Origin of the sequence: Ectopseudomonas toyotomiensis, assembly GCF_017167985.1 — a bacterium.
Lineage (GTDB): Bacteria > Pseudomonadota > Gammaproteobacteria > Pseudomonadales > Pseudomonadaceae > Aquipseudomonas > Aquipseudomonas toyotomiensis.
Map to the genome: position 1 here is coordinate 560,394 of NZ_CP070505.1, position 12,349 is coordinate 572,742.

Genomic DNA, 12,349 nt, shown 5'->3' on the forward strand with positions numbered 1-12,349 from the left:
TTCTTCGTTGTCTCGAGGAGCTGTGGCTCGGATGCAATCCGGGGGGGTTATTGGGCAGCCCCCGGATTGCATCCTGGCTACATGGCTAACCGAGCTTGAACTGGGCCACCTTGTTGTCAGTGGCCTGACGCTTTCCCGGGCGCAGGCACTCGCCGCTGGTGGCATCGAACAACAGCACGCGTGCCGGATCGAACTGCAGATCGAGACTGGCGCCGGCCTGCGGCGCGGCGTCCGGCGCCAGGCGGCAGCACACCTTGGTCTGGTTGAGGCTGACGAACACCAGGGTGTCGGGGCCAGTCGGCTCGACCACCTCGACCTCGGCGCGCAGGCTCGGCTGCGCTGCAGCGGCGCCAGCCAGCTGGATCTGCTCAGGACGCACGCCGAGAATCAGCTCGCGCCCTTCCAGCTCCGCCGCCGCGCCCAACAGCAACTCGCAGCGCGCCTGCCCCGGAGCGCCGGCCGCGGATTCGAGCAGACCGAAGCACTGACCATCGCGCACCTGCGTGCGCAGCGGGATGAAGTTCATCGGCGGCGAACCGATAAAGCTGGCGACGAACTGGTTGGCCGGGTCGTTGTAGATTTCCTGCGGGGTGCCGAACTGCTGGATGATGCCGTCCTTCATCACCGCCACCTTGTCGCCCAGGGTCATGGCCTCGATCTGGTCGTGGGTGACGTACACCGTGGTGGTCTTCAGACGCTGGTGCATCAGCTTGATTTCGGTGCGCATCTCCACGCGCAGCTTGGCGTCGAGGTTCGACAGCGGTTCGTCGAACAGATAGATCTTCGGCCGCCGCGCCAACGCTCGGCCCATGGCCACACGCTGCTGCTGGCCACCGGAGAGCTGGCCGGGCTTGCGCGACAGCAGATGCTCGATCTGCAGCAGCTTGGCCACGCGCGCCACCTCGGCCTCGATCTCGGCCGGCGGCAATTTGCGCATCTTCAAACCGAAGGCGATGTTGTCCTTCACCGTCATGGTCGGGTACAGCGCGTAGGACTGGAACACCATGGCGATGTCGCGATCCTTGGGGCTCATGCCGCTGATGTCGGCGCCATCGACCAGGATCGCCCCGCCGCTGATGTCCTCCAGACCAGCGATGCAGTTCATCAGAGTGGATTTGCCGCAGCCGGAGGGGCCGACCAGGATCAGGAACTCGCCGGAGTCGATGGCCAGTTCGATGTTCTTCAGGGTGTCCGCCAGGCCGCTGCCGTAGGATTTGTTGACGTTGCGCAGTTCGAGGGTAGCCATTTCATTTCTCCAATCTTGAAGGCATCAGCCTTTCACCGAGCCGGCAGTGAGACCGCGCAGGAAGTATTTACCGGCGAGGATGTAGACCAGCAGCGTGGGCAGCCCGGCGATCATCGCGGCGGCCATGTCGACGTTGTATTCCTTGGCCCCGGTGCTGGTGTTGACCAGGTTGTTCAGCGCCACGGTGATCGGCTGGGTGTCGCCGCTGGCGAACACCACGCCGAAGAGGAAGTCGTTCCAGATCTGGGTGAACTGCCAGATCAGGCTGACCATGATGATTGGCACCGACATCGGCAGCAGGATGCGCCCGAAGATGGTGAAGAAGCCGGCGCCATCGAGGCGCGCGGCGCGCACCAGCGCCTCGGGAATGCTCACGTAGAAGTTGCGGAAGAACAGCGTGGTGAAGGCCAGGCCGTAGACCACATGCACCAGCACCAGGCCTTCGGTGGTATTGGCCAGGCCGAGCTGGCCGAGGGTGAAGGACGCCGGCAGCAGGATCACCTGGAACGGCAGGAAGCAGCCGAACAGCAGCAGGCCGAAGAACAGCTGCGAGCCGCGAAAGCGCCACATGGCCAGCACGTAGCCGTTCAGCGCGCCAAGCAACGTGGAGATCAGCACCGCCGGGATGGTGATCTTCACCGAGTTCCAGAAGTAGCCGCCGACGCCGTCCCAGGCCTTGACCCAACCTATCAGGGTGAACACGTCCGGGATCGACAGCAGGTTACCGCTGCGGATGTCGTCGGGGGTCTTGAAGCTGGTCAGCAACATCACCAACAGCGGCACCAGGTACACCGCGCAGGCCAGGATAAGGGTGGCGTGGATGGCCAGGCGGCTGAAGCTGAATGCCTTCCCTCGCGCCAGCGGGCGCGGTGCCATGCGCGCGTCGAGTACAGAATCAGTCATGGCGTTTGCCTCGAAGTTCGGAATACAGGTAGGGCACCAGAATCGCCAGCACCGCGCCGAGCATCAGCATCGCGCTGGCGGCGCCGAGGCCCATCTGGCCGCGGGTGAAGGTGTGGGCGTACATGAACATCGCCGGCAGGTCGGAGGCGTAGCCGGGGCCGCCGGCGGTCATCGAAGCGACCAGGTCGAAGCTCTTGATGGCGATATGCGCGAGGATCATCAGCGCACTGAAGAACACCGGGCCCAGGCTCGGCAGCACGATGCGCAGGTAGATGCTCGGCAGGCTGGCACCATCGACCTGAGCGGCACGGATGATCGATTGATCGACGCTGCGCAAGCCGGCGAGGAACAGCGCCATGACGAACCCCGAGGACTGCCACACGGCGGCCATCACCAGGCAGTAGACGACGCGATCCGGGTCCACCAGCCAGTCGAAGCGAAAGCCCTCCCAGCCCCAGTCACGCAGCAGTTTGTCCAGACCCAGACCAGGGTTGAGCAGCCACTTCCAGGCAGTGCCGGTGACGATCATCGACAGTGCCATGGGGTAGAGAAAGATGGTGCGGATAAAGCCTTCGCGGCGGATGCGCTGATCCAGCAGCACCGCCAGGAACACGCCGATGATCAGGCTGATGGCGATGAACAGGCCACCGAACACCAGCAGGTTCTGGCTCGCCACCCACCAGCGATCGTTGTCCCACAGCCGCGCGTACTGCTGCAGCCCGACGAAGTTGTAGCTGGGCATGAAGCGCGAGTTGGTGAACGACAGCAGGAAGGTCCAGCCGATGTAGCCGTAGAAGCCCACCAGCACGATGACCATGCTCGGCGCCAGCACCAGCTTGGGCAGCCAGCGCTGCAGGGCATCCAGCGGTGAGGCTTTGGTGATGACTGCGTTTGAACTCATGGATCACTCCGTCGTTGCAGGTTGCGCGCCCCTGAGAGGGAAACGCGGCGCGGCCGATCCCGTGGCGCGTGCCTGTGGGCATGCGCCTGGGATAGAAGGCTTGAAAGCGGCGGGCTACACCCGCCTACGGCAAGGGCCGCCTAAGCGGCCCCAACGCTCACTGCACCGCCTGGATCGCCGCCGCCAGTTGCTGGGCGGCGCGCTTGGGGTCGGCCTTGGGATCGTTGAAGAAGTTGGTCACCACGTCGAACACCGCGCCCTGCACGTAGCTGGACGCGGCCATGCCGTGAGCCAGGCTCGGCTGCAGACCACCATCAGCGGCGGCCTCCTTGAAGTCGGCCATGGACTTCTGCGCGCAGGCGTCGAAGCTGCTCATATCCTGATCCATGCGCACCGGGATCGAGCCCTTGTTCTGGTTGAAGAACTCCTGGAACTCGTTGCCCATCACCGTGCGCGCCAGGTCTTCCTGGGCCTTGCGGTTGTCGGCGTTGTTCAGTTTGAACATGGCCAGCGAGTCGATATTGAAGGCGAAGCTGCCCTGGGTGCCGGGGAAGGCCAGGCATTCGTAGTCCTTGCCAGCCACCTTGCCGGCTGCGGTCCACTCGCTCTTGGCCCAGTCGCCCATGATCTGCATGCCGGCCTTGCCGTCGATCACCAGGCCGGTGGCGCTGTTCCAGTCACGCCCAGCGGCGTCGGCATCGATATAGCCACGCAGTTTTTGCAGGGCGGCGAACACCTCGACCATCTTGTCGCCGGTCAGGGTATCGCGGTCTAGCTCGACGAAGGCCTTGCGAAAGCCCTCGGGGCCAAGAATGCTGAAGGCCAGGTCCTCGAACACCGTACCGTCCTGCCAGGGCTGGCCGCCATGGGCGATGGCGATGAAGCCGGCCGCCTTGAGCTTGTCGGCGGCAGCGAAAAAATCGTCGAGGGTGGTCGGCGGCGTGGCGCCAGCCTTTTCGAACACTTGCGGGTTGATCCACAACCAGTTGACCCGATGCACGTTGACCGGCACCGCCACGTAGTCGCCCTGGTATTTCATCACCTCGATCACCTGCGGTGGCAGCAGGTCATCCCACTTCTGCTCGGCAGCCACGTCGTTGAGGTCGGCAAGCAGGCCCAGCTCGCCCCACTCCTGGATATCCGGCCCCTTGATCTGCGCCGCGGCGGGCGGGTTACCGGACACTGCGCGGGTCTTCAGCACGGTCATGGCCGCTTCACCACCACCACCGGCCACGGCGAAATCCTTCCATTTATGGCCCTGGGCTTCGACCAGTTTCTGCAGGGTATCGGCGGCGCGCTTTTCGCCACCGGAGGTCCACCAGTGCAGCACTTCGACTTCACCGGCAGTGGCAGACAGGGGCAGCAGAACAGCGAGGGAGATGGCACAGGACAGGCGAGAGATCGCTTTCATGGGATAAGACACCTTGTTGTTGTTATTCGCGAGCAAGTCGTGGTGCTTGCATTGCGAACGAGTCTACCCAGCCCCCAGAGCCCTGGGGGTAACAAAGGGTATTGGATAGTCACCAGGTCGTTACAAAGCGCCGCGAGCCGGTGACATGCAGCGCAGCGGCACGCGCGCTGCAGTTGTGCGGCGCGGCCCACGGCTGCACTCAACGGCTCTGGCGCGGCAGCCAGAGAGTGACGCGCAGCCCTCCATCGCGCAGGTTACGCAGGCTCAGCTCGCCACCATGGCTATGTGCAAGGTTGCGCGCAATACCGAGTCCCATGCCGTAGCCCTGCTGCTGGCTGGCCAGACGGAAATGCGGCTCGAACACTTGCTCGAGCTTCTGCTCGGGCACGCCCGGCCCCTCGTCATCGACATGCAGGACGAACGCCTCGGCGTCGTCCTCGATGTGCAGGTGCGCGCGCTCGCCGTACTTCAGGGCGTTGTCCAGCAGGTTGCCAATGCAGCGGCGCAGCGCCAGCGGCTTGCCGGGATACAGATCACGCGCGGCACCATCGAGGGTGACGCGGCCCGAGCCGAGGTAGGGTTCGGTCAACCCATGCAGCAGGTGGTTGAGGTCCACCGGCTCGATGTTCTCGTGGATGTCGGTGTCCTTCACGCATTGCAGTGCGCCTTTGACCAGCAGCTCCAGGTCGTCCAGGTCGCGGCCGAACTTGCTCTGCAGACTTTCGTCATCGAGCAGTTCGACACGCAGGCGCAAGCGCGTGATAGGCGTGCGCAGGTCATGGGAAATGGCACTGAACAGCTGGCTGCGTTCGGTCAGGTAGCGACTGATACGTTCGCGCATGGCGTTGAACGCGCGGGCCACCTCGACCACCTCGCGGCCCCCACCTTCGGCCACCGGCTCCACCTCGGCGCCCAGCGACATGTGCCGCGCGGTGCGTGCCAGGCGCTTGAGCGGGCGGCTCTGCAGATGCACCAGCAAGCCGATGAACAGCAGCAGGAAGGCCGTGGTCAGGAGGATGAACCACAGCTGCTGGGTCGGCAGGATGGGTTCCTCCAGGCTGGTGTAGGGCTCGGGCAGCAACGAGGCGATATACAGCCATTCGCCTGGTGCCAGTTGGATCTGCGTCACCAGCACCGGAGGATTGACCGGCTCCAGGGTCAGCGCGTAATGCGCCCAGGAACGCGGCAGTTCGTCGAGTTTCAGGCCGCCATTGAAGATGCGCAGATCGTCCGGGCTGACGAAGGTCACCGAAATGTCCGCGGCGCTGCCCAGCGCCTGGCGCAGCACTTCGGTCACCGATTCGGTCACAACCTGCTTACGCGGCGTGGTCGGCAGCAACTTCATCTGCAACGGACGGTCATTGAGGCTGACGACAAAACGCGTGCCGCCCATGCTGCGTAACTGATCGAGCACCAGCGGCCGGTAATTCACCGGCAGCGAACGGAAGTAACGCACGCTAGCCGACATCGAATGCGCCAGGCTGCGCGCCGTGGTGACCAGCCCTTCGAGCTGGGTGGCGCGCAGTTGCGACAGCCAGATCACGCTGGACAGGGTCTGCGCCGCGAGGATCGCCAGCAGGGTGAGCAGCAGCATGCGCCCGAGCAGCGAGCGCGGCAGCCAGCGCCGCGGGTTAACGCCCATCGCCTGCCTGCAGGCTGACCGTGGCCGCCAGTTGGTAGCCGCTACCCCGTACGGTGCGGATCAGCCGCGGCGGCTTGTCGGTGTCACGCAGGCGCTGACGCAGACGACTGACAGCCATGTCGACGATGCGCTCGAGCGGCATCACCTCACGACCACGGGTGGCATTGCCGATGGTGTCGCGGTCGAGAATCTGCTGCGGGTGGTCGAGAAACAGCTTGAGCAGGGCGAAGTCGGCGCCGGACAGAATCACCTCCTCGCCGTCACGATGAAACAGCCGGTGACTGACCATATCCAGACGCCAGTCATCGAAGGCCAGCACCTCGCCGCTGCGCTCCTGAGTGAATTGCGCGCGGCGCAGCAAGGCCTTGATTCGCGCCAGCAGCTCGCGCGGGCTGAACGGCTTGCCAAGATAGTCATCGGCGCCCAGCTCCAGACCGATCACCCGGTCGGCTTCGTCGGAGCTGGCGGTGAGCATGATCACCGGCACCTGGGCGAAGCGTTGGTGTTCACGCACCCAGCGGCACAGGCTGAAGCCGTCCTCGTCGGGCAGCATCACATCGAGGATGACCAGATCGGCCGACTCCGCACACAAGCTCTGGCGGAAGGCGGCGCCGTCGGCCACGGCGCGCACCTGAAAGCCGACGCGGCTCAGGTAGGTATCGAGCAGTTCGCGAATTTCCTGGTCGTCATCGACCAGCAGAATCGATTTGCCGGGCTGGCTCATGGTCCGCCACCTTTGTTGTTATGGCTGTGTAAATCCGGGGCTCTATCAAGGGTTCTCCCGGATTGCATCCGGACTACGTTCCGCCGCCTGTTGCAAGGCCACGCCGGCGCCGGTCAGGCCGGGGTACTCGGCCGTCACCAGCCACACCGGGATGCCGTCAAGGTAATGGCTCATGCAACCCTTGTCGCGGAAACTCTTGGCAAAACCGCTGGCAAGAAAACGCTCGGCGAAACGCGGCACCACGCCGCCGACGATATACGCCCCACCGCGCGCGCCCAACGTCAGGACATTGTTGCCAGCAGCGCGGCCGAGCCAGCAACTGAACTGTTCCAGCACCTCGGCGGCAACGGGCTCGCCGGCCAGGCCTGCGGTAGTGATGGCCGCTGGCGTCGCGTGCTGCAAAGGCTGACCGTCCAGCTCACAGATGGCCCGATACAGCACCAGCAGACCATTGCCACTGAGCACGTCTTCGGCGCGCACGTGGCCCAGTTGCCGATAAAGAATTTGCCAAAGCTCGGCCTCACGCGGGCTGCCGATGGGTAGATCAACGTGACCACCCTCGCCCGGCAGCACCAGCCAGCGGCCATCGGCCTGCTCCAGCAGCGTACCGACGCCCAGACCGGTGCCGGCGCCGATCACCAAGGCCGGACGGTCTGTCTGCGGCTCGCCTGGGCATACCTGCACGCGCTCATGCTCGGCGATGCGGGTCATGCCCAGGGCCATGGCGGAGAAGTCGTTGATCATCAGCAAGCGGTCGATCTGCAATGCCTCGCAGAACGCCGTACGGTCGATACGCCAGTGATTGTTGGTAAAGCGGAACAGGTTGCCGCTGACCGGCCCGGCGCAGGCCAGGCATACCGAGCCGATGGACCCCGGCTGCAGCCCCTGGGCGTGCAGATAGGCGACGATGGCCTGCTCCGGCCCTTCGAAATCGGCGGTCGGCAGAACCTGCACCGCCTCCAGTTGCTCGTCACGCCACAGGGCAAAGCGTGCGTTGGTACCACCGATATCGCCGACCAGAGCCAATTTCACGAGAACGTCTCCTGAGCGAAGGCCGTTCGCTGATCGACAACCGCAGAAAAGTGAGGATGCATGGCATCGACTCCAAACCCGAATTATTTTTGTAGTTCAGACAACGCGCACCACAGTAAACCCGAAAATTACGCCTATCAACCCGCTCAAAGTTGTAATAACAACAATATTTAATGCCAACTCAAAACCCTCGACCCGCACAACAGATTCAGCCCTCGGCATGATCCCGGACAATATCTGCGCCGTTGCTGCGACCTAGACTCGCACTTTGCATCGACGCATGGCGGGTTTCACCCGCCCTACTGGTCATCCGCACGGAGAGCTGCAGCATGTCACCCGATATCGTCATCGTCGGCGCCGGCCCGGCTGGCCTTTGCCTGGCCCGCGCCCTGTCCGGGCACGGCCTGTCCATCGTGGTACTGGAGCGCCAGGCCGAGCAGGCACTGGCCGAACCGGCCTTCGATGGCCGCGAGATCGCCCTCACCCATGGCTCGCAGGCGCTGCTCGAACGCCTCGGCCTGTGGGCGCGCCTGCCCGGCGAAGACGTTGCCGTACTGCGCGATGCCCAGGTGTTCAACGGCCCCTCGCTGTTCGCCCTGAAGATCCGCGCCGAACAGGCCGGCGCCGAGCGCCTCGGCCATCTGGTGGCCAACCAGGCCCTTCGCCGCGCCGCCTATCAGGCGCTAAGCGCATGCGCCGATGTGCAGCTACTGTGCGGAACCAGCGTGCGCGCCATCGAGCAAAGCCAGAACGAGATGAAGCTGGTGCTGCAGGATGGCCAGGTGCTGCAACCACGCATGCTGGTCGCTGCCGACAGCCGCTTCTCGGAAACGCGCCGCCAGCTCGGCATCGGCGCGCAGCTCAAGGACTTCGCCAAGACCATGCTGGTGTGCCGCATGCAGCATGAACAGGATCATCAACAGATAGCCTGGGAATGGTTCGGCTATGGCCAGACCCTCGCCCTGCTGCCCCTGAACGGCCGGCAGTCGTCGGTGGTGCTGACCCTGCCGCCTCGCGAGATCGAACGCCTGCAAAAACTCGACGAAACCAGCTTCGCCCGCGAGATGCAGCAGCGCTTCGAGCGCCGCCTGGGTGCCATGCAACTGGTCAGCAGCCGCCACGCCTATCCGCTGGTGGGCGCCTATGCGCGGCGCATGGTCGGCACCCGCTGCGCCCTGCTCGGCGATGCCGCCGTGGGCATGCATCCGGTCACCGCGCATGGTTTCAACTTCGGCCTGATCGGCGTGCAACTGCTCAGCGACGCACTGCTGGCCGCTCACGGCAAACGCCAGGACATCGGCGCGCCTGCGCCATTGGCGCGCTACGAGCGCCAGCTACGCCTGGCCACCTGGCCGCTGTACCAGGCCACCAACCTGCTGGTGGAGCTGTATACCAACGACCGTTTACCGGCGCGCCTGCTGCGCGGCGCCGGCCTGCGCGTGGCGCAGGGTCTGTTGCCGTTGAAGAAGGGCATCGCCCGTCATCTGACCGCCCAGGCCTGAAACTCCCGCAAGCGCGCCGGACTCGGCGCGCAACCGGCCAACCTCATCTGATACGCATCAGACAGCAGTTTCTGAGTCTGTTTTGTTTTGCCCCGCCTCCCTACAGTTTCGCCACTCGCGCGGCTGCGCCCGCATCTGTATGGAAGGTTAACGCGATGCAATCTGCTGCTCCCCACCCGGCCTACAACTACAAGGTCGTCCGCCAGTTCACCCTGATGACCCTCTTCTGGGGCGTGGTGGGCATGTGCACCGGCGTGCTCATCGCCGCCCAACTGGTCTGGCCGGAACTGAACTTCGACACGCCCTGGCTGAGTTTCGGGCGCCTGCGCCCGCTACACACCAGCCTGGTGATCTTCGGCTTTGCCGGTAGTGCCCAGTTCGCCGCCAGTTACTACGCGGTGCAGCGCACCTGCCAGACGCGGCTGTTCTCCGACAAGCTGGCCGCCTTCACCTTCTGGGGCTGGCAGGCGACTATCCTGATCATGCTGGTCACCCTGCCCATGGGCCTGACCACCACCAAGGAATACGCCGAGATCGAATTCACCGGCGCGGTGTGGATGGCCATCGTCTGGGTTGCCTACGGCATCGTCTTCTTCACCACCCTGACCCGCCGCAAGACCCGCCATATCTACGTCGGCAACTGGTTCTTCGGCGCCTTCATCCTGGTCATCGCCATGCTCCACATCGTCAATCACCTGTCGGTGCCGGTGAGCTGGTTCAAGTCCTACTCGGTGTATTCGGGCGCCACCGATGCCATGGTGCAATGGTGGTACGGGCACAACGCGGTGGGCTTCTTCCTCACCACCGGTTTCCTCGGGATGATGTATTACTTCGTGCCCAAGCAGGTGAACCGGCCGGTGTACTCCTACCGCCTGTCCATCGTGCATTTCTGGGCGCTGATCACCCTGTACATCTGGGCCGGCCCGCACCACCTGCACTACACCGCGCTACCCGACTGGGCGCAGAGCCTCGGCATGGTGATGTCGATCATCCTCCTGGCGCCGAGCTGGGGCGGCATGGTCAACGGCATGATGACGCTGTCCGGCGCCTGGCACCTGCTGCGCACCGACCCGGTCCTGCGCTTTCTGGTGGTGTCCCTGGCCTTCTACGGCATGAGCACCTTCGAAGGCCCGATGATGGCGATCAAGACCGTCAACGCCCTGTCCCACTACACCGACTGGACCATCGGCCACGTACATGCCGGTGCACTGGGCTGGGTGGCGATGATCACCTTCGGCTCGCTTTATCACCTGATTCCAAAGGTCTTCGGCCGTGATGGCATGTACAGCACCGGCATGATCAACGCGCACTTCTGGCTGGCCACCATCGGTACCGTGCTGTATATCGCCTCGATGTGGGTCAACGGCATCACCCAGGGCTTGATGTGGCGCGCGGTCAACGAGGACGGCACCCTCACCTACTCCTTCGTCGAGGCGCTGGAAGCCAGCCACCCCGGCTTCGTGGTGCGCCTGGTCGGCGGCCTGTGCTTCCTCGCCGGCATGCTGCTGATGGCCCTCAACACCTGGCTGACCCTGCGCAGCCCGGCCACCGAACTGCACGATGCCGGAGACACCGCCCATGCCGGCTGAAGCCTGGTGGATGATCGCAGTGATGGTGTTCTTCCTCGGCGTGCAACTCAGCCTGGGGCGCGGCAGCCAGCGCGACCTCGACGAGGCGACGATGCTACCCTTCGCCGACGATCCCGAAGTGGCGCGCCGGGTCGAACGTGACACCGGGCGCAGCACCCGCGGCTGCGCCTGTCCCGGTACCTGTGACGGGCACTGCGAGCATCTCGGACGCCGGGAATTCTGAAGCATTGGTCGCCATTTCTGAACAATGCATCCAGAAACCAGGCGCTGATCAGAGCCGGATGGCTACCTAGACTCGGGTTTCCTCAACCCGAGTCGGGAGACATCTCATGGTCGATCATTCCATTGCAGGCAAGACGGTACTCATCGCCGGTGGCGGCAAGAACCTCGGCGGGCTGCTGGCCCGCGACCTGGCCACGCACGGCGCCAGTGCGGTGGTCATTCACTACAACAGCGCGGCAAGCAAGGCGGAGGCCGACGCCACCGTACAAGCGGTGCAGCAACTCGGTGCCAAGGCTGTGGCGCTGCAGGGCGACCTGACGCGCGCCGCCGCCGTGGAGAAACTCTTCGCCGATGCGGTGGCCGCCGTGGGCCGCCCCGATATCGCCATCAACACCGTGGGCAAGGTGTTGAAGAAACCCTTCAGCGAGATCAGCGAAGCCGAGTACGACGAGATGACCGCGGTCAACTCCAAGTCGGCGTTCTTCTTTCTCAAAGAAGCCGGCAAGCACGTCAGGGACAACGGCAAGATCTGCACCCTGGTGACTTCGCTGCTGGGCGCCTACACCCCCTTCTACGCCGCCTACGCCGGCACCAAGGCACCGGTGGAGCACTACACCCGAGCAGCCTCCAAGGAATTCGGCGCGCGCGGCATCTCGGTCACCGCCGTCGGCCCAGGCCCGATGGACACGCCGTTCTTCTATGGCCAGGAAGGCGCCGATGCAGTGGCCTACCACAAGAGCGCGGCGGCGTTGTCGCCCTTCTCCAAGACCGGCCTGACCGATATCGAGGATGTGGTGCCCTTCATCCGTCACCTGGTCAGCGACGGTTGGTGGATCACCGGGCAGACCATTCTGATCAATGGCGGCTATACCACTAAGTAAGCAACTGAAAAACGCCTGGGAGGTGAGCGGATGCGAACCCTGATTCTGCTGGTAGTGGGCCTGGCGCTGGCCGCCTTGGCCCTGCGCTTCGCACCGGCGGCGCAGCGCACGCTGGCTGTCACGCTGTTCACCCTGCTGTGGTTGGGCGTCTGCGCGCTCAACCTGCGCACCGGGCTTTCCCATGGTTATACCCTGGCCGAGGAGCTGCCGATCCACGCTGTATTGTTCGGCGTTCCCTCGGCTGCCGCCTGGCTCGCCTGGTGGTGGCTGCATCGGGCAGGTTGAACGGATCAATC

General features: G+C 64.4%; 12 protein-coding genes. 5 read left to right on the forward strand and 7 right to left on the reverse strand.

Annotation, left to right across the window (positions count from 1 at the left end):
• Window positions 1-85: 85 nt before the first annotated feature.
• The 7 genes from JWV26_RS02440 to JWV26_RS02470 all read right to left on the reverse strand — a co-directional run bounded on the left by JWV26_RS02440 (window position 86) and on the right by JWV26_RS02470 (window position 7,859).
• Entirely contained in the window at window positions 86-1,246 is a 1,161-nt protein-coding gene (locus tag JWV26_RS02440; protein ID WP_206418307.1) for an ABC transporter ATP-binding protein, read from the reverse strand.
• A gap of 24 nt (window positions 1,247-1,270) precedes the next feature.
• Window positions 1,271-2,122: a carbohydrate ABC transporter permease gene (locus JWV26_RS02445; protein ID WP_093051393.1), complete on the reverse strand. Its 852-nt coding sequence runs from the start codon at window positions 2,120-2,122 to the stop codon at window positions 1,271-1,273.
• 19 nt (window positions 2,123-2,141) lie between these two features.
• The gene (locus JWV26_RS02450; protein ID WP_196461202.1) at window positions 2,142-3,050 is read right to left on the reverse strand and encodes a carbohydrate ABC transporter permease; all 909 of its coding nucleotides are present in this window, start codon (window positions 3,048-3,050) and stop codon (window positions 2,142-2,144) included.
• Between the two features lie 157 nt (window positions 3,051-3,207).
• Window positions 3,208-4,461 (reverse strand): ABC transporter substrate-binding protein, encoded by a 1,254-nt coding sequence (locus JWV26_RS02455; protein ID WP_072425489.1) that lies wholly within the window; start codon window positions 4,459-4,461, stop codon window positions 3,208-3,210.
• A 199-nt stretch (window positions 4,462-4,660) separates the two neighbouring features.
• A complete protein-coding gene (locus JWV26_RS02460; RefSeq protein ID WP_277426001.1) occupies window positions 4,661-6,103 on the reverse strand; it encodes an ATP-binding protein in 1,443 nt (480 codons plus the stop codon).
• Window positions 6,093-6,827, reverse strand: a complete 735-nt coding sequence (locus tag JWV26_RS02465; protein ID WP_074918221.1) for a response regulator — start codon at window positions 6,825-6,827, stop codon at window positions 6,093-6,095. The genes JWV26_RS02460 and JWV26_RS02465 overlap by 11 nt, the downstream gene beginning before the upstream one ends.
• 45 nt (window positions 6,828-6,872) lie before the next feature.
• Window positions 6,873-7,859, reverse strand: a complete 987-nt coding sequence (locus tag JWV26_RS02470) for a glucokinase (protein WP_206418308.1) — start codon at window positions 7,857-7,859, stop codon at window positions 6,873-6,875.
• A 329-nt stretch (window positions 7,860-8,188) separates the two neighbouring features.
• Here JWV26_RS02470 and ubiM point away from each other — a divergent pair, with 329 nt between their 5' ends.
• The 5 genes from ubiM to JWV26_RS02495 all read left to right on the forward strand — a co-directional run bounded on the left by ubiM (window position 8,189) and on the right by JWV26_RS02495 (window position 12,338).
• The gene (ubiM, locus tag JWV26_RS02475) at window positions 8,189-9,361 is read left to right on the forward strand and encodes a 5-demethoxyubiquinol-8 5-hydroxylase UbiM (protein ID WP_206418309.1); all 1,173 of its coding nucleotides are present in this window, start codon (window positions 8,189-8,191) and stop codon (window positions 9,359-9,361) included.
• 155 nt (window positions 9,362-9,516) lie between these two features.
• Complete coding sequence (ccoN, locus tag JWV26_RS02480; protein ID WP_206418310.1) at window positions 9,517-10,950, forward strand: cytochrome-c oxidase, cbb3-type subunit I; 1,434 nt, start codon at window positions 9,517-9,519, stop codon at window positions 10,948-10,950.
• A complete protein-coding gene (locus JWV26_RS02485) occupies window positions 10,940-11,173 on the forward strand; it encodes a cbb3-type cytochrome oxidase subunit 3 (RefSeq protein WP_074681959.1) in 234 nt (77 codons plus the stop codon). Before ccoN ends, JWV26_RS02485 begins: the two co-directional genes overlap by 11 nt.
• A gap of 106 nt (window positions 11,174-11,279) precedes the next feature.
• Window positions 11,280-12,053 carry an SDR family oxidoreductase gene (locus JWV26_RS02490; protein WP_206418311.1) on the forward strand — a complete coding sequence of 258 codons (774 nt, stop codon included), beginning with the start codon at window positions 11,280-11,282 and terminating at the stop codon, window positions 12,051-12,053.
• Between the two features lie 30 nt (window positions 12,054-12,083).
• Window positions 12,084-12,338: a hypothetical protein gene (locus tag JWV26_RS02495; RefSeq protein ID WP_206418312.1), complete on the forward strand. Its 255-nt coding sequence runs from the start codon at window positions 12,084-12,086 to the stop codon at window positions 12,336-12,338.
• Window positions 12,339-12,349: the final 11 nt, after the last annotated feature.